The organism is Methylobacterium sp. TK31, from assembly GCF_055361545.1.
Genome location: NZ_CM143964.1, coordinates 1,375,283 through 1,394,179, shown reverse-complemented (window position 1 = coordinate 1,394,179; position 18,897 = coordinate 1,375,283). Strand labels below are relative to the sequence as shown.

Genomic DNA, 18,897 nt, shown 5'->3' with positions numbered 1-18,897 from the left:
TCTCCTGTGGAACTGGTGTGGAACCAATGCGTTCGCCTGCGCGTTAACGCGGGTTTAACTTTCCGATTGAGCCCGGATCGTTCCCGTGTAAACCTTGTCGCTCCACCAGGGGATGGCAGGGCGACCGGCATGCGGCACGCGATACTGCGAAGCGTCGATGGATTGCCGCACGGGGAGCGTGGTGCCCTCTGGCGACGCCTCGGGCGCACCGTGCAGTTCGGTCTCATCGGCACCATCCTGCTGATCGGCGGTGCCAGCACCGAGGCCCAGACCGTCGCCGCCCTGCCCGCTGCGCCAGCTCTCGAGGAAGGTCCTCCGGCCCGTCCCGTCGCCGCCTGGACCGCCTTCTGCGCCCGGATGCCCGACGAGTGCACGGTCGACACGACCCAGCCCGCCGTCATCGCCCTGACGCCGCGCATCCGTGACCTCCTCAACCGCGTCAACCGTCGGGTGAACGCCCGGATCAAGCCGATCACCGACCTCGCGCATTGGGGCGTGGTCGACCGCTGGGACTATCCCGACGACGGCTTCGGCGACTGCGAGGACTACCAGCTTCTGAAGCGCCGGATGCTGGTGGAGCGCGGCCTGCCCCGCCGCGCCCTGCGGATGACCGTGGTCATCGACGAGATCGGCGAAGGCCATGCGGTGCTGATGGTCCGCACCGATCGCGGCGACCTGATCCTCGACAACAAGACGAACGCGGTCCTGTCGGGCCCGCGAACCGGCTACACCTTCATCAAGCGCGAAGGCCAGGACGGCCTCGCCTGGGTCACCCTGAACGGCGGCGCTTCGCCGGTGGCGACCGCCAACCGCTGAGAGGGGCGTCGCTGAAGAGCGCACGAAAAAGGCCGCCCCGGAGGCGGCCTTTCTGTTGGGTCGATGCAAGGAGCCGGCGGCGGTCCCTCGGCCGTGCGGCCAGGCTCGCTCAGACGCCCGCGATCAGGTGCGCGAGATCGAGGGCGACACGGCCGGACATCAGGCTCCAGCCACAGGCGATCATCGTGGCGATCATCACGAAGGGGATCGGACGGCGCTCCAGCCGACGCCCGCGCACGGTGTTGCGCAGGATGATGAAGGGTGCGCCGAAGGCCAGCATCGGTAGGGCCGCCACGGCCGTGACACCGCCGCGCTCCAGTAGGCTGAAGCTCGCGCGGCGCTCCGTGAACAGCTCGAAGGCGCTGGCGAGCAGGCCCGAGAGGGCGAGGCCGACGCAGAGGGTCTGCAGGGAGTCGAGGGCCGAGGGGCTGAGAGTCATGACGCGTACGCTCCACCATCGAGAGGCGATGTGGCGCGCAGTGTGCCGCGTCGTTTACGAAACGTTAAGGGTTTCCTGCCGTCAGGGTTAAATCCACGCACAGGCTCGTGCGGACGCAGAATTCCCCCGACAGGCGCAGAGCCCTCAATCCTCGAGGTCTATGTCCAGGATCGCCATGGCGAAGTTGAACGAGCGGTCGCCGTCCTCGTCGTCCACCGAGACCACGCCGAGGAATTCCTCGCCGATATAGACCTCGGCCGAATCGTCCTTCTTGGGGCGGGGAACGAGGCGGATGTTGGTGTTGGCGAAGGTCCGGCGGAGGTAGTCCTGCACCTTCACAATGTCGGTCTTGTTCACGCTGATCGCCTCTCGCGTTCGGGTCGGTCGGGGCCTCCGGCTCATGGCCGGTCGCGCGGCGGACCGGAGGACCTGCCGTTGGCGACCGGGGCCGGGCTGGCCCCCGCTTGCCACGCCACCGGGGGATGGGCAAGCCAGGGCGCCGGGCGGGCTCACCCGCGTGGCGGCGTCCGGTTCAGATGCCCTCGGCCATGTGGATGAACTGATCCATGGCGACGAGCTGGTCCATGGCGCGCGACGGCTCGGCGCAGCCGGCGGTGCCGACCACGCGGGCGGGTACGCCGACCACGGTGGTGTTGGCCGGCACCGGGCGCAGCACCACTGAGCCGGCGGCGATCCGGGCGCAGGCCCCGACCTCGATGTTGCCCAGGATCTTGGCCCCGGCACCGATCATCACGCCATGCCGGATCTTCGGGTGACGATCGCTGCCCTGCTTTCCGGTGCCGCCCAGGGTCACGGCATGGAGGATCGACACGTCGTCCTCGATCACCGCCGTGGAGCCGACCACGAGTCCGGTGGCATGGTCGAGGAAGATGCCCCGCCCGATCCGCGCCTGCGGGTGGATGTCGGTCTGGAACACCTCCGACGAGCGGCTCTGGAGATAGAGCGCGAGGTCGCGCCGCCCGGCGGTCCAGTACCAGTGCGCCAGGCGGTGGGCCTGGATGGCGTGGAAGCCCTTGAAGTACAGGACCGGCTCGATCGCGCGGCTGGTGGCCGGGTCGCGGTCGAGGACCGCGGCGATGTCGGCGCGGAAGTCCTGACCGAGGCTCGGCTCCGCGGTGATCGCCTCGAAGAAGCCGTGTGCGATCAGTTCGGCCGGCAACGAGGCGTGCCCGAGACGAGCCGCGACACGGTGCGCCACCGCTCCCTCGAGGGAGATGTGGTTGAGGATCGTCGCCACGATGAAGGAGGCGAGTTGCGGTTCCTCGCGGACGATCGCCTCGGCCTCGGCCCGAAGGCGCGCCCAGGTCGGATCGCACACCGCCAGCGGCTCGGAGCCTTTCGCGGCGATGGGGAACGGGCTGGCGGACATCGGGTCCTCCTCTGGACCGGGCGCGTCGCGTTGCGTTGGACCGGAGCGCGACGCGATGCGCGGATCGCGCCGCATTGGCGGGATTCCACTCCCGCCCCGCGGCATTCCGGGATGGTTATGCCTGTCGTCATGCGGTCAGACAGATGAAACGCGTGCCCAACCGGACGTCCCATAGCTTGGTGTGCATCGCACGGCCGATCAAGCCCATGCGGTTTCCAAGGGAGCCGCGCGGCAACGAACCGTCAGGCGCTGCGCCGGTGATCGAGGGTACCGAAGCGGGCCTCGATGGCCTCCGCCAGACGGTCGACCATCACGTCGACGGGGACGTCGGAGGTGTCGACCACGGACGAGGCGCGGGCATAGAGGGGCTCGCGGCTGGCGAGCACGGCGCGCAGTTCCTGCATCGCCGAGGGGTGGTCGCCGGTGGTGGTCAGTTCGCCTTGGTCGCGCACCCGCTGCATGTGCTCCTCGGGGCGGGCCCGGAGCCAAATCGTGAAGAAGGCCTGCAGCAGCAGATCGTAGGTCAGCGGCTCGGCGACGATGCCGCCGCTGGTGGCGAGAACCAGCGGGCCGGGATGCTCGGTAAGCCGGCGCAGGGCTGCCTGCTCCAGGCGGCGGTAGCCCTCCTGGCCGTAGATCGCGAAGATCTCCTTCACCGAGAGTGCGTTCTCGCGCTCGATCTCGGCATTGAGCTCGACGAAGGTCCAGCCCAGGCGATCGGCGACCCGGCGGCCGAGGGTCGATTTGCCGGCGCCGCGCAGGCCGATCACCGCGACCCGCGGCTGTGGCGCCTCGCCGCTCGCCGAGGATTGGCCCGACAGGATACCCTTGGCCAGGGCGATCTGCTCCGGCGAGGCATTGCCCAGGAGGTCGCGGATCACGTGCCAGTCCGGCAAGGTCTCCTGCCCGGCGATCAGGTCGTCGAGGCGCACGCCCATGGCGTTGGCGACTCGCCGCAGCAGGATGATCGAGACGTTGCCCTGCCCGCTCTCGAGCTGCGCGATGTAGCGCTCGGACAGACCGGAGGTCTGCGAGAGGAGCTTGCGCGACAGGCCCCGCACGGTCCGGGCGTGACGAACCCGCCGGCCCAGGTCAGCCAGGAAGGTCGATTCTTGTTCTACCGCGCCGGCCATGCCGTCGTCCGTTTCCTCAGTTCGCGTCCGGACCGGAAGGCCACACGCAGGTTGCTGCAACAGAATGTCGATTGCGGACTTATGGTCACAGATACGGAAATAGTGTGCCCATCAACCGTGGTTCGGTCACCCCGGAAAGCCGACACAGCGGATATTCAACGCCGGAACGACGCTCCTGGGTTGTTGCGATGATCGTGCCGGAACGGGTCCAAGCACGTCGCTTCGCATTGCACCATGTGAGACGAGGCGCGTCCCGACGCAAGCGGCTACGGACACCAGAACGGGGGAAACCCGTGAATCGGCCCTATCTCTCGCGCCATCGGGGGGAAGGCCAGGCGGACCCGGAGGTCTTGATCGGGGGAGTCTCGACCCAGGGGGCCTTGCGCCGAAACGCCGCGCGGTCGCCGGCGGGTTACTGCGCGGCCGGCGCCAGCGCCGAGGCCTCGAGAACGGTGCCGGCCACCGGCGCTTTCTTCGCGACGGTCGGGCGGCCGACGGCGGCGAGGGCGACGGCCGAGGGCCGGCGGGGCGGCAGAGGCACCTCGACCGATTCCGTGAACACGGCTTCGACCTGGGCGCCGGCCTGGGTCATCCCCGGGACGATGCCGGGGTGGGGACTGATGGCGGCCGTAGAGGCCGGGGGCACAGCGTCGGCCGGCGTCAGCGTCGCGACCTCGACCGTACCGAGACCGGTGAGTGAGGCGGGCCGGCGCGGTGGCAACGGTACCTCGACCATCTCGATCGGAACGCCGTTGGCTGTGGGGCTCGGCGCGTAGGCGAGTGCGGTGTTGGCGGCGATGACGGCGGGGCTGTCGGTGCGGGCGAAGGCATTGGCGAAGGCTTCGCCGGACTTCGGCGTTTCGAGGTCGTCGGGAACACCGGTCTCGATGCCGAGGCGCTTGGCGGCGTAGTAGTAGCCGCGGTTGTAGAAATTGTAGGCCTGGGCAATGTCGCCCTTGGCGGCCCGGTAGGCGCCTGCGAGGTAGGCGATGCCGTAGCGCAGGTTGACCCGCGGATCGAACAGCCCGGCCGCATCACCCTGGTAGCCGAGGCCCTTCGCGGTGGCGTGCTTGATCTGCATGAGCCCCAGTGCGCTGCCGCCCTTGGCATTCGGGTTGTAGTTGCTCTCGCGCTTGACGACCTGGTGGACGAAACTCGACGGAACGCCGTTGGCCTTGGCCTGCTGCTCGATCAGCGCATCGATGTTGTCCCGCGCCGCCGCACCCTGGGCCAGAGCCGCGCCGGGCGGGAGCATCCCGCACGGCATGGCGACCGCGGCGACGGCGAGGAGCAGGAAGCGCTGGTTCATCGGAGACCCGGATCGTCCTTGTTCTTGGACGGTCAAGGTCCGGGCGAATTGAGGCCGGAAAGCGGCTCAGACGGGTCCAGCGTGGCCGTTTCCCCATGTGCTGTGTCGCACATGGCACAGTGAAGGCCGGTAGGATCGGTTTGTACCCAGAGCGATTCGCCAACGTTGCCAAGGACCTCACGGATCTGCGAGGCCGTCGGCGGATGGGTGGCGTCAGCGCCGCAAAATGAAATCGTCGACGGCTTTCGCGAACCCATCGGCGTCATTCGTGGCCGTAACGGCTCGCGCTGCGGCCTGGACCGCCGGCGCCGCGTTGCCCATCGCCACGGAAAACCCGCTGCGGGCGAACATCGGTATATCGTTGGCAGCGTCGCCCAGGGTCGCGATCCGGGACCGGTCGATGCCGAGGTGCCGGCTCATGGCGTCGACGAAGGCGGCCTTGCCGGAGCCGGGCGGTGTCACGTCGAGATAATAGGCCTGCGATCGGTGGACGTCGGCGCGTCCCGCCAGCGCTGCGGCGATCTCGGTCTCGCACGCCTTCAGATGGATCGCATCGGCGCTGACTCCGACGATCTTGGCGGCGTGATCCAGCAGGGCCGCAAGGTTCGCGACCACGTTCGGCTCGGCCTGCAGGGTCCGGCGCTCGAGGTCGGTGTAGGGGCCATGCGGGTCGGTTAGGTTCCATTGACCGTGCGCGAACACCCAGATGTCGAGGCCCTTCGCCGCGAAGCGCCGCGCCGCTTCGCGGGCGGCCTCCGCCGGGATCAGCGTCTCGGACAGGATGGTGAAGTCGGGTGCGACCAGGGTGCTGCCGTTATAGGCTCCCATTGGGAGGGTCAGGCCAAGTTCTGTCGCCAGAGACTTCAGGCCCACGGGCGGCCGGCTCGACGCGAGGGTGAAGGCGATTCCCGCCGCCTCCAGGCGCCGCACGGCTGCCCGTGTCGCGGGCGTCAGGCTCTTGCCGGTGGTCACCAGGGTGCCGTCCACATCCGAGATCACCAGGGCGATGTCGGCGTGTTTCGTATCGGAGGACAAGGTCATGGACTTCGGCAGGGTCTCAGAGTTGCGGGGCACCCTCTCCCAATCCCAACCGGGCCACGATCGTTGCGACGATGGCCTCGGGTGCTGCGTCGATGCTCACCGCCAAGGCCTTCTCCCCCAGCACCGGCGGCTCCAGGATCGCGAACTGAGTGTCGAGGAGGCCTGCCGGCATGAAGTGCCCCTGCCGGCGCGCGAGACGCGCCTCGATCAGGGCCCGCTCGCCCTCCAGGTAGACGATCCGCACGTCGGTGCGGCCCCGGACCAGCACGTCGCGATAGGCTCGGCGCAGGGCCGAGCAGACCACCACGCCGGGCCTGCGCTGCTGCAATTGCGTATCGATCCAGGCGCCGATCGCCGCGAGCCAGGGCGCACGGTCGTCGTCGTCGAGGGGGTGCCCAGCCCGCATCTTGGCCACGTGCTCGGGGCTGTGGAAGCTGTCGCCGTCGACGAAGTCCCAGCCCAGATGCTCGGCGAGACGGGACGCCACCGTGCTCTTGCCCGAGCCCGAGACGCCCATCACCACGAGGACCATGGGCGTGCCGCCGGGTACCGGATTCTGACCTGATGGCATCGCGTGTCCTCTCCCGGCGGCCGTATCCAAGTGACCGACCCTGGCCTTCCAGTCGGTCTCGGCGTCTTAGCAGGCCAGGGGAGATGGGATTGTGCGGAAACATGCCCGCCGGCGGTTTGCTTCCCGAGACGTCTCAGGGCGCGAGCGCCGCCAACGGACAGGGAGCGGGCAGAATGGGATCGAGGGCCCGCTCGCGCAGGCGCTGGGGACCGAGGGTCATCGCGAAGAAGTCGTAGTACCCGCGCCGGTCGTTGGCGAGGAGGAACTGGAAGTGCATCCGGAACGGCCGCCAGCGCACCTTCCTGTAGGTCTCGATGCTGATGATTTCCCGGAACCGTGCCGAGCGTACCAGGGGGTTGGCGATCGACCTGCCCTGGAGGTCGAGGTCGAGATGTTCCACCGGATTGAAGCCGGGGAAGTTCATCCAGTCCTGGGGCGCCTGGAAATCAGCCCAAACGAGGCGCTGCGAGGTCACCAGGCTCGCGACGTCCGCGCGCAGGCCCTTCGCCGTGCCCTGCATCGCCACCAGGGGCAGGCCGGACCCGAGTGTGACGAGGGCGAGCGTGGAGGGACCGGTACCGAGGCACGGGTCGCGGGCGAGCACCCGGGCCGTCACCTCCACGGCGCTCAGGCCCCCGGAGGAGTGGCCGAGGATCAGGATCTCGTCGGGCGGGTCCCCGGCCGCCGCCATGCCGGCGCAGCGCGCGAGGACATGGTCGGCGAAAGTCTCCAACCGGCACGCGTAATCGGGCCTCCGCCCTTGGCCGTGCTGCCAGTTGAAGACCCAGTCGTTCAGGAGTTGCCAGAAGAAAATTCGATTGAGGAAAGCCTCCATCGCCTTGATCCAGACGATGCCGATGAGGAGGCCCGCCGGCAGCGTCACCCAGAGCGGCCAACCGAGGCTGTGTCCGAACGCCGTTCCGAGATGGGCATGCACGAAGGCTGCGATGGCCAGGGTGCAGAGGGCGAGGAGCAGGACCATCACCAGCGGATAGAGGATGACGTTGCCGTATTTCCAGTTCAGCCGGTAAAATCGCACCATCAGGCCGGAGAGGATGGTCTGAAGTGTTCCGACGACGAGGAGGCAGACGCTGACCGGGCGACTACGGCGAAAATCCTCCCGGACGAGGTCGTCCCACAGGAGGACGTCGTATGTGGTCTCGGCCCCCCGCGTCTCGGGCTGGGCCGCCACGCGCCAGCTCTGCACCAGCCCGTCGGGGCTCAGCGTCGCCCCCGAAATCCTGCGCCTGGGCTCGCCGAAGCGCTTGGCGTAGCGGGCCAGCTCGCGCACGAACAGCATGCGGTAGCGGCTGCTGCCCTCCGGGTCGTAGCCCGGAATATAGAAGATGTGCCGTCGCACGACCGGACCCGGAACGCCCTGGGCTAGACCGGGGGGCGTATAATCAAACGATGATGTCATCGAATCCGGTTCTGCCGAAATCCAAGTTATGTAAATCAAGCCGCGTGGTTCTAACGAGAGCGCATATCGCGGTGCGCCTTTCAAGCACCTTCCGGATCACAGTTTGTACGGGGAAAGGCGTGTGTAGTGGGGATGGCCGCCGGAGGCAGGATGCTCGCCGTCGGACTGTGACCCCACCGCCACGGACAGCGACCCGACGATGGTCTAGGCAGCCCATGAGAGAAACCGACAGGCGATCCTGCATGCGCGCACTGCCTTTGGCCCTCTGCACCGTTCTGGGGACCGCCCTGACGGTGTCGGGCTGCACGTCCCTGCTTCCCGCCGCCGGACCGACGACGGGTGCGGTGGTGGAGGGGGCCGACATCGCGACCAGCGAGGGCACGTTCGCGCGCTACGAGATCGTCGACCTGTCGGCGGCCACCATCGAGGCTTTGCGGGGGCGCGCGCTGGACAGCCTGCTGGCCTCCTTCGGCGACCGGCGCCCCTCCCTCGAGGCCGTGATCGGGGTCGGCGACTACGTGGCCGTGTCGGTCTGGGAAGCGGGCTCGGGCGGCCTGTTCTCCGGGCCCCTCGTGGCCGACCGCTTCTCGGCCGGGTCGAAGTCCGCCCTCATCCCCGAGCAGGTGGTGCCCCGCGACGGGGCCATCAGCGTGCCCTATGCCGGGCGCATCCAGGTGGCCGGACGCCGGCCCCAGGACGTGCAGGCCCTCATCGAGACCGAGCTCGCCGGCAAGGCGATCCAGCCCCAGGTGCTGGTCTCGGTCACCAAGGCGGTGTCCCAGACCGTCACCGTCACCGGCGAGGTCGTGGCCGGGGCCCGCGTGCCGCTCTCGGGCAAGGGCGACCGCCTGCTCGACGTGGTCGCCACCGCCGGCGGCGTGCGCGCGCCCGTCAACGAGACCTTCGTGCGCCTCTCGCGCGGCCCGCAGACCGCCACGGTGCCGCTGACCACCGTGGTGTCGAACCCGGCCGAGAACATCTTCCTGCGCCCGGGCGACACCCTGACCCTGGTGCGCGATCCCCAGACCTTCCTGGCGGTGGGCGCCCTGGGCAACGCCACCGAGATCCCGTTCCAGGCCGAGGGCATCACGCTCGCCCAGGCGCTGGCCAAGGCCCGCGGCCTGTCCGACTTCCAGGCCGATCCCTCGGGCACCTTCATCTTCCGCTTCGAGCCGGCCGCGGTGGTGCGCCGGCTGAAGCCCGGCAGCCCGCTGCTCGGCACCCCGCTGGTGCCGGTGGTCTACCGCATCAACATGCGCGATCCCAACAGCCTGTTCCTGACCCAGGCCTTCCGCATGCGTAACCGCGACCTCGTCTACGTCTCCAACGCCCCCTTCACCGAGGTCCAGAAGGTCCTCTCCGTCTTCTCCACCATCACCGCGCCCGTCTCCGCCGGCGCCTCTCTCTACGCGACAACCCGATAAGGTGTGATCCGCGGATGCGGACGTACCGCGTATGCGGCCCACGCCCGCGCCGATGGTCCCTCTTGCGTTCTCGCGCGGCATCGCGCACGGGTCGCTCGGCCCGATCGATGCCGGAAGGTACCGGGACATGGATCCGGTGCGCGCGCCGAACCTTGGCGGCTGACCGATCCGCCTCTATCTTCTAGCGAGGTCGACCGAGGCGTGAGACGGGGCGGGATGAGGTTCAGACGCGCGGCCCGGCGCTTCGGGCGCGCCGGCGGCTTGGCTGGCAGCCTGTTCCTCGCCGCCGTGATCGCCGGCACCGCGTCGGCCCGAGCCGACGTGGTGATCGGCGTCGCCGTCCCGCGCTCCGGCGCCTACGTGGCTGTGGGCGAGCAGGTTCTGCGCGGGGTCCAGGCCGCAGCCCGCGACGCCAATGCCAAGGGCGGGCTGGACGGCCAGACCATCGTCCTCGACGTGCAGGACGACGCCTGCGATTCCAACAGGGCCGTGGCAGTGGCCAACCACTACGCCACCCAGGGCGTCCGCCTCGTGGTCGGCCACGTCTGCTCGAACGCGTCGCTGGCGGCCTCGGAAGTCTACGCCGCCAACGGTACGGTGATGATCACGGCCGCTTCGGTCGCCGCCAAGCTCACCGACCGGGGCCTGCCGACGATCTTTCGGGTCTGCGGACGCGACGACGATCAGGCCAAGCTCTCGGCCACGGTGCTCGCGGAGCGGTTCCGCGACAAGAAGATCGCCATTCTCAACGACCTGACGCCAGGCTCGCGCAACCTCGCCGCCGCCACCAAGGAAAACCTCAACCGGATCGGCATCAACGAGGCCATCGCTACCGCCTTCGCGGCGGGCGATGCCGATGACGCGGCCCTGGCCGACCGCCTCAAGGAGGCCGGGATCGCGGTGGCGTATTACGGCGGAGACGCCCGCGAGATGGGCCGCCTCGTACGGATCTCGGCCGAGCGGGGCTTCAAGCCCCAATGGTTCGGCACCTCGGCCATCGCCACCCAGGAATTCGCCACGATCGCCGGGCCGGCCAGCAACGGCGTTCTGATGACCTTCTACCTCGATCCGCGCCGCAAGCCGGAGGCCGCTGCCGTGGTCGCCGCCTTCAAGGCCGAGGGCGTCGACCCGGAAGGGTCGACGATCTACGGCTACGCCGCGCTCCAGGCGCTCGTGGCGGCCGGCAACTTCGCCCATACGACGGAATCGAAGCGGATCGCCGCCACCCTGCACGCGGAGCGCTTCGACCTGGTGCTCGGTTCGGTCGGGTTCGACGGCAAGGGCGACGTCACCGCCCAGGGCTACGTCCTCTACGTCTGGAACGACGGCACTTTCACCTACGCCAAGTAGTTTTGCACCTACGCCGAGTGGTTTTTCCGGCGCCGCGCGGTTTTGCCGAGGCCAGGTGGCTTTCGCGAGCTCGTGTCCGCTGCGATGTGGTCCGGGCGGTCGCGACGTATCCGAACGTTTCGGGATCGTTTCCGGTCCTTCGTCGTTCGTGAACGGCGGACGTTCTGGCCGCGGACCGATCGCGCCGCAACGGGACGATTCGAGATCTTTCAGCGAGGCGTCATGCCCCCATCCTCCGTGCTCCCGGTTCCCGGGCGCCGTGCTCTCCTCTCTACAGGCCTCGGTGGCGCGGCGGCTCTCCTGGCGGCGCCCGCACGCGCCGAGGCGTCGCCGGACGTGCGCTGGCGTCTCGCTTGTGCCTTTCCCAAGAATCTCGACATCCTGTTCGGCGCCACCGAGATGCTCGCCCGCATCGTCGCGGAGGCCAGCGACGGCCGCTTCCAGATCCAGCCCTCGGGGCCCGGCGAGCCGGTACCGGCCGAGGGCCTCCTCGACTCCGTGGCCGCCGGCACCGTCGAGATGGGCTATGGTCCTGCGACCCTGGGACTGGCCAAGGACCCGACCTTCGCCCTGGCCACCGCTCTCCCCTTCGGCCTGAACGCACGCGGTCAGAGCGCCTGGTGGTTCCAGGGCGGTGCCGCCGAGCTGTTCGGTGAGATCTTCGCCAAGCACGGGCTGGTCGCTGTGCCGGCGGGGAATACCGGGGCCCAGATGGGCGGATGGTTCCGCCGCGAGATCAAGGCGCAGGCCGATCTCCAGGGCCTGAAGATGCGGATCGCCGGCCTCGGCGGGCAGGTGCTGGCCAAGCTCGGGGTGGTGCCGCAGGCGACCCCGGGGCCGGACATCTATGCCGCTCTCGAGGCCAAGACGATCGACGCCGCCGAGTGGATCGGCCCCTACGACGACGAGAAGCTCGGGCTTCAGAAGGTGGCTCCGACCTATCACTATCCCGGATTCTGGGAGGGCGCCTCGATGCTCCATCTCTGGATCCAGGCCGATGCCTGGAAGGGGTTGCCCAAGAACTATCGGACGATCGTCCAGGCGGCGGCGGCCCAGGTCCATGCCGACGTGCAGGCGAAGTACGACGCGCGCAACCCGCGCGCCCTGCGCCGCCTCGTGGCGGGCGGGGCGCAGTTGCGCCCGTTCCCGCAGGACGTGATGGAGGTCGCCCTGAAGACCGCCAACGACGTCTATGCCGAGATCGGCGCCAGGAACGCCGATTTCAAGCGGGTCCACGAGGCGATGAAGACCTTCCGGAACGAGGAGTACCTCTGGTTCCAGGTGGCGGAGTACACCTACGACAACTTCATGATCCGCGCCCGTGCCAGAGGATGACAGGGCCGGACAGAAAAAAGGCCGCTCCGAAGAGCGGCCCGAAGTCTAGGGAGGAAACGCCCAAGGAGGGCAGCAGGACCGCGACGCCATCGCGTTCCCGCAATGCACAATCTGAACCTCTCATGCGGAAATGCAAGGCGGATAGGGCAGGATCCGTGTCGCTTTTCGTGCCCCTGCACACGTTGCCCCATTTCTGTATCCAAAATGACGCACCCGAGCAGCCGGCAAATGCTGGTCCTGCCCGGTATGTCCCGATCCAAATGATGATGGGTCAAGGATTTGGGCGAATTCAGTTTTCGCGGATTCCTCTGCTGAATCCGCAGGGATCCGCCACGTTCCCCCGGTCTTTTCTGCCTGGGGTGCCGCGCGGGGCGACCACCCCACCTTTCATGACGAACCAGGAGGCGATGAGCGGCGATGGCGATTCAGGCGGGACGGATTCGGGTCCTCAAGGAGGCCGAGCACCGGGCGGAGGGACGCTACGTCCTCTACCTCCTGCAGCAGGCGAATCGCGCGCATGAGAACCCGGCGCTCGAACTGGCGATCGGGGAGGCCAACCGGCTCGGCCTGCCGGTGCTTGTTTGTTTCGGGCTGCTCGACGGCAAGAACGGCTTTCCCGAAGCCAATGCCCGGCACTACGCCTTTCTGCTCCAGGGACTCGCCGATGCGGCGGCCGGCCTGAAGGCCCGGGGCATCGGCTTCTGCCTGCGCAAGGCCTCCCCCGCCCGGGTCGCGATCGATCTTGCCGGCGAGGCCGCCCTTCTCGTCCTCGATCGTGGTTATCTCGCGATCCAGAAGCGCTGGTACGACGAGATCGTCGAGGCCGTCGACACCCGGATCGTCCAGGTGGAGGGGGACGTCGTGGTGCCGATCGAGGTCGCTTCGACGAAGCACGAATATGCCGCCCGCACCCTTCGCCCCAAGCTGCACAAGCATCTCGACGACTACGTCGCGCCCCTGACGGCCCGGAAGGTGAAGCACCCGGCAGGGCGCGGTCTTCCGAAATCCGAGGTCGACATCGCTGACCCGGAGGCGGTGCTGGCCGGCATGAGCCTCGACCGCATCGTCGGTCCGGTACGTCGCTTCACCGGCGGCGAGACCGAGGCGCGCCGGCGTCTCAAGGCCTATCTCGAAGGCCCCTTCGCCGATTACGGCAGCGATCGCAACCGGCCGGAAGCCGGGGCGGCCTCGCACATGAGCCCCTACCTCCATTTCGGCCAGATCTCGCCCGTCGAGATCGTGCTGGCGGTCCGCGCCGCCAAGGCCGGCGGCCGCGAGGACAAGGCGTCCTACGTCGAAGAGGTGGTGATCCGGCGTGAGTTGGCGATGAACCACGTCCACTACACGGAGGGCTACGACAGCTACGCGCGCGCCGTTCCCGAATGGGCGCGCAAGGTCTTGGCCGAGCATGCCGACGACCCGCGGCCGAAGACCTACACCGAGGCCGAGCTCGCCGAGGGCAAGACGCACGACGTCTACTGGAATGCCGCTCAGGCCGAGATGCGCGAGACCGGCTACATGCACAACCATCTGCGCATGTACTGGGGCAAGAAGATTCTCGAATGGTCGCCCAGTCCCGAGGAGGGCTTCGCCCGCACCCTGCGGCTCAACAACCGTTACTTCCTCGACGGGCGCGATCCGAACTCATTCACCAACGTCGCCTGGGTCTACGGTTTGCACGATCGCCCCTGGGCCAGGCGCAAGATTTTCGGGACGGTGCGTTACCAGAGCGAGAATTCCCTGCGGAAATTCGATGCCAAGGCTTATCTCCGGACCGTCGAAGATCTCTGCCGAGCGGAAGCGGGGGATGAGGGCTGACGCCCGTCGGGGTATGCCCCTTGCCTGCGGCCCCATCCGAAGTCCGTTCCCCCAATACTGGCGCCGAGCCGCGGATCGCATGCCCCCAACCCGCTCCCCCAAGGTGCTGCGAGCCCGTGTCGTGCAGGTCAAAGCCCTCCACACCAAGGTCCGGTCCGGGATGACCCCGCGCATGCGGCGCCTGCGCGGGGCCACCCGCGACGCGTTCGGATTGTGGCGCCACCGCCTGCTGTTCCTGATCGGCGGCATCGGCGTGGGGCTCGCCGCCGTGGTGATGGCGGCGCTGGCCGATGCGGCGCAAGGGGGCTTCCGACGGGTGCTCGGCCTCTCCCCTCTGGTAGCCCTCGGCCTGACGCCCTCCGGCTTCGCCCTCTGCGCATGGCTCGCCCGCGAGGTCTTTCCGAACGCGCAGGGGTCCGGCATTCCCCAGGTGATCGCTGCGCGCGAGACTGGCCAGAGGGCCCTGCGTCGCGCCCTCGTCTCTCTCAAGGTCGCGGCGGGCAAAATCGTGGTGATGAGCCTCGGCCTGCTGTTCGGTGCTTCTACGGGACGTGAGGGGCCGACGGTGCAGGTCGGGGCCGCGATCATGGCGGCGGCCGGCCACCTCACGCCGGAGCGGGTGCCCGGGCTCATCCTCGCCGGCGGGGCGGCGGGCGTGGCCGCGGCCTTCAACACGCCGCTCGCCGGCATCGTCTTCGGCATCGAGGAGCTCGGCAGGGCCTACGAGGCCCGCACAGGTGGGCTCATCGTCGCCGCCATCGTGGCGGCCGGGCTCACCGCGATGGCGCTCACCGGCAACTACACCTACTTCGGCACCTCCAACGTCGCCTTGCCCTTCGGGCCGGGCTGGATCGCCGTGCCGGTGCTCGGGGTCTTGGGTGGCCTCGCCGGCGGCGGCTTCTCCCGAATCGTCCTCCTGTTCGCACGCGGCCTGCCCGGGCGCCTCGGGGCTGCCATTTCCGCCCGTCCCGTCGCCTTCGCGGCGGCCTGCGGCCTCGGGGTCGCCCTGTGCGGACTCGCGTCCGGCGGAGCGGTCTACGGCACCGGTTACGAGGAGGCGCGCGCGCTCCTGCACGGCACCTCGGAATCCCACGCCGACTTCGCGCCGCTGAAATTCATCGCCACCCTGCTCTCGGCGATCAGCGGCATCCCCGGCGGCCTGTTCGCCCCCTCCCTCAGCGTCGGAGCCGGGCTTGGCGCCGCCTTGCAGGGCTGGTTCTCCGGCGTGCCGGTGTCTGCCCTGGTACTCGTCGGCATGGTCGCCTACCTGACCGGCGCCCTGCAGGCGCCGATCACCGCCTTCGTCATCGTCACCGAAATGACTCAGGACCACGCCCTGATGATCCCGCTCATGGTGGCGGCTCTGATCGCCGACGCCGTCTCGAAGGCGGTCTGCCGCGAGGGGCTCTACCATGCTCTGGCCCACATCCTCCTGGAGCGGGCCGCCGCCGAGGAGCGCCCTGCTGTCCCGGCCCGGCCTTGAGCGGCCTCGTAAAACAGCCGAGCTTGGGCGGAACGCATGGCTGCGCAGGCGGTTATCGGTCGGTTCCGCGAGCTGGAGTGTTGCGCATGACCCTGTTGAAATGGGCTCTCATCTGTTTCGTGATCTCCCTCATCGCGGGCGGCCTTGGCTTCACCGGCATCGCCTCGGGTGCCGGCTCCCTGGCCCGCATCCTGTTCGGCCTGTTCCTGGTTGTTGCCATCGTTATCGTCGTCGTGGCCTTCGCCATCGGGCAGGCGGTATTCTAGGGCGGCATCGGTGCCGGAGCGGATCGCCCTCGTCACCGGAGCGACCTCCGGCATCGGCACCGAGACTGCCCGCGGTCTCGCTCGCGTTGGGTTCCGCGTCGGCCTCGTCGGCCGGGATCCCGAGCGCACCGAACGCACGGCCGCCGAGATTCGGGAGGCCGTGCCCGGCGCCTCGATCGACGGCTTCGTGGCCGACCTCGCGTCGCAGGCGGAGATTCGTCGCCTCGCCGCCGAAGTCCGGGCTTCGTATCCGCGTCTCGACGTTCTGGTGAACAATGCCGGCGCGATCTTCGACCGTTACGCCACGACGGTGGACGGGATCGAGAGGACTTGGGCCCTCGACCATCTCGCCTATCTTCAGCTCAGCCTCGAACTCCTCGACCTTCTGAAGGCCAGCGCGCCGGCACGGATCGTCAGCGTTGCCTCGAGGGCCCATCGACGCGGGCGGATCGCCTTCGACGACATTGGCCACGCGCGCCGTTACAGCCCGATCGCCGCTTACTCACAAGCCAAGCTCGGCAATGTGCTGTTCAGTGCCGCCCTCGCGCGGCGGCTCTCAGGCAGCGGCGTCACCAGCAACGCTCTGCATCCAGGTGTCATCGCCAGTGGATTCGCATCGGGAACGGGCGGCTGGCTCGGCCTCGGCTGGCGCCTGATCCGGCCCTTCCTGTCGAGTCCAGAGGACGGGGCCACGACATCGCTGCACCTCGCGACCTCTCCCAGGGTCGAAGGCGTCAGCGGGCTCTACTTCGAACGCTGCAAGGCCGTGCCGTCCTCGGCCCTGGGTCGGGACACAGCGCTTCAGGAGCGGGTCTGGGCCGTCAGCTTGGCACAGTTGGGCTTAGCCGATCCGGTGCGGCTCTAAGAGAGGCCATGGGCGGCGTTCGTGCTTAAACTGTTGAAATCGTTTTCATGCACTGGACGCATGCCCGCTCCCCCACGGAAGCAATTGCATGGTGCGGTGCGAGATGGCATTTGAACGCCATGCACCGCGGCGATGGCGTCGCCGCGGTGTGCCCTTCTTGGGCGTTTCCTCCCTAGACTTCGGGCCGCTCCCTCACCGGGGCGGCCTTTTTTCTGTCCAGTGGATGGGCGTTTTATCCGCCCCTTGGCGCGCCGACAAGCAAAATTGTGCGCAATCACACGACGAGACGCAGACATTATTCTGCGCCGGCCCTCTCGGGCCGGCTTTCAACTCCTGCGATCACCCAGCCGGGGGCTGTGCCAGGAAGGCGCCGGACAGGGCCTGTTCGATCAGCGTCCGCGTTTCGGCAACGCCGTAGAGAGCGATGAACGAGCCGAAGCGCGGCCCCCGCGCCTCGCCGAACAGCACGTTGTAGATCGTGCTGAACCACGCCTGCGATACGCCGGGGCGCCCGTCCGGGCTCTTGGCCTTGCCCGACATGTCGGGGAAGTGCCGGCGCCCGACTTCGTAGACCACAGCCTGCAGGCCTTCGGGATCGACAGAGTTCTCGTGCGTGGCAAGCGTGGCGGAGAGATCCTCCAGCGCCGCCCGTTCCGCCTCGGTCGCGGCGCGATAGGTCTTGGCCGGCCTTACCAGATCGCGGAAATACGCCAGGGCATGCCCGACCAGGCGGGCGAGCACCGGATGGGTCTCCGGCCCGACATCCGGGTCGTAGCGGCGGATGAAGCCCCAGAGCACCGCCGGGTCCTCGGTGTTGGCCACCGCCGCGAGGTTCAGGAGCATGGCGAAGGTCAGCGCACCGCCCTTGCCGACCGCCTCGGCTGCAGGCGGATGTCCGGCATGCAGGTGCCAGACCGGATTGCCGAGCTTCTGCGCCGGCTCCTGGCCGGGGAACTTCTCGAGGAAGCCGAGATAGTCGTCGACCTGTCGCGGAATCATCTCCACGAACAGGCGCTTGGCCTCTCGCGGCTTGTTGTACATGAACAGCGCCAGGCTGTCGGCGGTGCCGTAGACCAGCCAGTCGTCGATCGACAGGCCGTTGCCCTTCGACTTGGAGATCTTCCTGCCGTCCTTGTCGAGGAAAAGCTCGTAGTTGAACCCCTCCGGCGGCTCGCCGCCGAGCGCCCGGGCGATCTCGCCGGAGAGCTTGACGGAATCGATGAGATCCTTGCCGGCCATCTCGTAGTCGATGCCGAGAGCCACCCAGCGCATGGCCCAGTCGGGCTTCCACTGCAGCTTGGCATGCCCGCCCGTCACCGGGGTCTCGTACCGTTCGCCGGTCTTCGGGTCGCGCCAGACCAGGGTGCCGGCCGCGACCCGGACCTCGTCGATGGCCACCTGCATCACCTCCCCGGTCACCGGGTGGATGGGCAGGAACGGCGAATAGCTCGCCGAGCGCTCGGCGCGCAGCGACGGCAGCATGATCGCCATCACGGCGTCATAGCGCTCCAGAACCGTGAGCAGGGCCGTGTCGAACACGCCCGAGCGATAGCATTCGGTGGCCGAGCGGAACTCGTAGTCGAAGCCGAAGGCGTCGAGGAAGCGGCGCAGCTCGGCGTTGTTATGGGCCCCGAAACTGTCATGGGTGCCGAACGGGTCCGGGACGCGGGTCAGCGGCTGGTTCAGGGCACCGATCAGCAGGGGCTTGTTCGGTACGTTGTCCGGCACCTTTCGCAGGCCGTCCATGTCGTCCGAGAACGCGATCAGCCGGGTCGGCACGCTGTCGTTGGTGAGAACCCGAAAGGCGTACCGGACCATGGAGGTCCGCGCGACTTCGCCGAAGGTGCCGATATGCGGCAGGCCCGAAGGCCCGTAGCCGGTCTCGAACAGAACCTCTGATTTCGGGCGGCGTTCCAGCCGCGCCACGAGCTTGCGCGCCTCCTCGAAGGGCCAGGCCGCGGCGGTGGCGGCCGCCGCGATGAGATCGGGGTCGGAGGGAAGCGGGGACGGCATGGGACAGCGTCAGTTCTGCGAGGATGGTCGGGACGGGCGATCGAGAAGGCCGGCACCGTAGGGAGGGCGACCCGGAGGGTCAACGCGGCAGCCCCGTCGGGACCCGGCTGGAGGAAACCCGGCCGGAACCCGCTGCGTCCTCACGGCGCCCTGCCGCTTTTCGTGTTCGAGCGTCTCATGCAGCGGCCGCCTCTTCGCAGGGTCGCCGTGATGTCGGCCCCGAT

Annotated in this window: 17 protein-coding genes; 8 read left to right on the top strand and 9 right to left on the bottom strand. The window is 68.5% G+C overall.

Annotated elements, in window-relative coordinates; all coding sequences use genetic code 11:
• Positions 1–129: 129 nt before the first annotated feature.
• Positions 130–816: a transglutaminase-like cysteine peptidase gene (locus ACXJY8_RS06380; protein WP_463777596.1), complete on the top strand. Its 687-nt coding sequence runs from the start codon at positions 130–132 to the stop codon at positions 814–816.
• Between the two features lie 109 nt (positions 817–925).
• Here ACXJY8_RS06380 and ACXJY8_RS06375 read toward each other — a convergent pair whose 3' ends face one another.
• From ACXJY8_RS06375 to ACXJY8_RS06340, 8 genes are all read right to left on the bottom strand, one after another.
• On the bottom strand, positions 926–1,255 hold the full coding sequence (locus ACXJY8_RS06375; protein ID WP_055950713.1) for a DUF6949 family protein: 330 nt from the start codon (positions 1,253–1,255) through the stop codon (positions 926–928).
• A 144-nt stretch (positions 1,256–1,399) separates the two neighbouring features.
• A complete protein-coding gene (locus ACXJY8_RS06370) occupies positions 1,400–1,612 on the bottom strand; it encodes a DUF3126 family protein (RefSeq protein ID WP_055950709.1) in 213 nt (70 codons plus the stop codon).
• A 175-nt stretch (positions 1,613–1,787) separates the two neighbouring features.
• On the bottom strand, positions 1,788–2,645 hold the full coding sequence (cysE, locus tag ACXJY8_RS06365) for a serine O-acetyltransferase (protein ID WP_463777588.1): 858 nt from the start codon (positions 2,643–2,645) through the stop codon (positions 1,788–1,790).
• Positions 2,646–2,887: 242 nt separating this feature from the next.
• Positions 2,888–3,838 carry a helix-turn-helix transcriptional regulator gene (locus ACXJY8_RS06360; protein WP_463777584.1) on the bottom strand — a complete coding sequence of 317 codons (951 nt, stop codon included), beginning with the start codon at positions 3,836–3,838 and terminating at the stop codon, positions 2,888–2,890.
• 352 nt (positions 3,839–4,190) lie between these two features.
• Complete coding sequence (locus ACXJY8_RS06355; RefSeq protein WP_463777580.1) at positions 4,191–5,087, bottom strand: transglycosylase SLT domain-containing protein; 897 nt, start codon at positions 5,085–5,087, stop codon at positions 4,191–4,193.
• A gap of 213 nt (positions 5,088–5,300) precedes the next feature.
• Positions 5,301–6,128 (bottom strand): HAD family hydrolase, encoded by an 828-nt coding sequence (locus ACXJY8_RS06350; protein ID WP_463780436.1) that lies wholly within the window; start codon positions 6,126–6,128, stop codon positions 5,301–5,303.
• 16 nt (positions 6,129–6,144) lie between these two features.
• Positions 6,145–6,699, bottom strand: coding sequence for a gluconokinase (locus tag ACXJY8_RS06345; protein WP_463777577.1), 555 nt, complete (start codon positions 6,697–6,699; stop codon positions 6,145–6,147).
• A 133-nt stretch (positions 6,700–6,832) separates the two neighbouring features.
• Positions 6,833–8,119, bottom strand: coding sequence for an alpha/beta hydrolase (locus ACXJY8_RS06340; protein WP_463777573.1), 1,287 nt, complete (start codon positions 8,117–8,119; stop codon positions 6,833–6,835).
• Between the two features lie 242 nt (positions 8,120–8,361).
• Between ACXJY8_RS06340 and ACXJY8_RS06335 the strand changes: the two genes are divergently transcribed.
• The 7 genes from ACXJY8_RS06335 to ACXJY8_RS06305 all read left to right on the top strand — a co-directional run bounded on the left by ACXJY8_RS06335 (position 8,362) and on the right by ACXJY8_RS06305 (position 16,660).
• Positions 8,362–9,543 (top strand): polysaccharide biosynthesis/export family protein, encoded by a 1,182-nt coding sequence (locus ACXJY8_RS06335; RefSeq protein ID WP_463777569.1) that lies wholly within the window; start codon positions 8,362–8,364, stop codon positions 9,541–9,543.
• A gap of 216 nt (positions 9,544–9,759) precedes the next feature.
• The gene (locus ACXJY8_RS06330) at positions 9,760–10,893 is read left to right on the top strand and encodes a branched-chain amino acid ABC transporter substrate-binding protein (RefSeq protein ID WP_463777564.1); all 1,134 of its coding nucleotides are present in this window, start codon (positions 9,760–9,762) and stop codon (positions 10,891–10,893) included.
• Between the two features lie 222 nt (positions 10,894–11,115).
• Complete coding sequence (locus ACXJY8_RS06325) at positions 11,116–12,228, top strand: TRAP transporter substrate-binding protein (RefSeq protein WP_463777562.1); 1,113 nt, start codon at positions 11,116–11,118, stop codon at positions 12,226–12,228.
• Between the two features lie 417 nt (positions 12,229–12,645).
• The gene (locus tag ACXJY8_RS06320; protein WP_463777558.1) at positions 12,646–14,046 is read left to right on the top strand and encodes a deoxyribodipyrimidine photo-lyase; all 1,401 of its coding nucleotides are present in this window, start codon (positions 12,646–12,648) and stop codon (positions 14,044–14,046) included.
• Between the two features lie 172 nt (positions 14,047–14,218).
• Positions 14,219–15,529 (top strand): chloride channel protein, encoded by a 1,311-nt coding sequence (locus tag ACXJY8_RS06315; RefSeq protein ID WP_463780434.1) that lies wholly within the window; start codon positions 14,219–14,221, stop codon positions 15,527–15,529.
• 86 nt (positions 15,530–15,615) lie between these two features.
• Positions 15,616–15,795 (top strand): DUF1328 domain-containing protein, encoded by a 180-nt coding sequence (locus ACXJY8_RS06310; RefSeq protein ID WP_056213599.1) that lies wholly within the window; start codon positions 15,616–15,618, stop codon positions 15,793–15,795.
• A gap of 10 nt (positions 15,796–15,805) precedes the next feature.
• Positions 15,806–16,660, top strand: a complete 855-nt coding sequence (locus tag ACXJY8_RS06305) for an SDR family NAD(P)-dependent oxidoreductase (protein ID WP_463777553.1) — start codon at positions 15,806–15,808, stop codon at positions 16,658–16,660.
• 339 nt (positions 16,661–16,999) lie between these two features.
• On the opposite strand, the gene ACXJY8_RS06300 is transcribed toward ACXJY8_RS06305, so the two are convergent.
• Positions 17,000–18,673, bottom strand: coding sequence for a lysine--tRNA ligase (locus ACXJY8_RS06300; protein ID WP_463777551.1), 1,674 nt, complete (start codon positions 18,671–18,673; stop codon positions 17,000–17,002).
• Between the last annotated feature and the right edge of the window lie 224 nt (positions 18,674–18,897).

What these genes read in the sequence shown, in the direction of transcription:
- ACXJY8_RS06350 (WP_463780436.1), bottom strand. Translation starts at nt 6,128, where the DNA reads ATGACCTTGTCCTCCGATACGAAACACGCCGACATCGCCCTGGTGATC.
- ACXJY8_RS06375 (WP_055950713.1), bottom strand. Translation starts at nt 1,255, where the DNA reads ATGACTCTCAGCCCCTCGGCCCTCGACTCCCTGCAGACCCTCTGCGTC.
- ACXJY8_RS06320 (WP_463777558.1), top strand. Translation starts at nt 12,646, where the DNA reads ATGGCGATTCAGGCGGGACGGATTCGGGTCCTCAAGGAGGCCGAGCAC.
- ACXJY8_RS06340 (WP_463777573.1), bottom strand. Translation starts at nt 8,119, where the DNA reads ATGACATCATCGTTTGATTATACGCCCCCCGGTCTAGCCCAGGGCGTT.
- ACXJY8_RS06355 (WP_463777580.1), bottom strand. Translation starts at nt 5,087, where the DNA reads ATGAACCAGCGCTTCCTGCTCCTCGCCGTCGCCGCGGTCGCCATGCCG.
- ACXJY8_RS06310 (WP_056213599.1), top strand. Translation starts at nt 15,616, where the DNA reads ATGACCCTGTTGAAATGGGCTCTCATCTGTTTCGTGATCTCCCTCATC.
- ACXJY8_RS06335 (WP_463777569.1), top strand. Translation starts at nt 8,362, where the DNA reads ATGCGCGCACTGCCTTTGGCCCTCTGCACCGTTCTGGGGACCGCCCTG.
- ACXJY8_RS06330 (WP_463777564.1), top strand. Translation starts at nt 9,760, where the DNA reads ATGAGGTTCAGACGCGCGGCCCGGCGCTTCGGGCGCGCCGGCGGCTTG.
- cysE (WP_463777588.1), bottom strand. Translation starts at nt 2,645, where the DNA reads ATGTCCGCCAGCCCGTTCCCCATCGCCGCGAAAGGCTCCGAGCCGCTG.
- ACXJY8_RS06325 (WP_463777562.1), top strand. Translation starts at nt 11,116, where the DNA reads ATGCCCCCATCCTCCGTGCTCCCGGTTCCCGGGCGCCGTGCTCTCCTC.
- ACXJY8_RS06315 (WP_463780434.1), top strand. Translation starts at nt 14,219, where the DNA reads ATGCGGCGCCTGCGCGGGGCCACCCGCGACGCGTTCGGATTGTGGCGC.
- ACXJY8_RS06300 (WP_463777551.1), bottom strand. Translation starts at nt 18,673, where the DNA reads ATGCCGTCCCCGCTTCCCTCCGACCCCGATCTCATCGCGGCGGCCGCC.
- ACXJY8_RS06380 (WP_463777596.1), top strand. Translation starts at nt 130, where the DNA reads ATGCGGCACGCGATACTGCGAAGCGTCGATGGATTGCCGCACGGGGAG.
- ACXJY8_RS06345 (WP_463777577.1), bottom strand. Translation starts at nt 6,699, where the DNA reads ATGCCATCAGGTCAGAATCCGGTACCCGGCGGCACGCCCATGGTCCTC.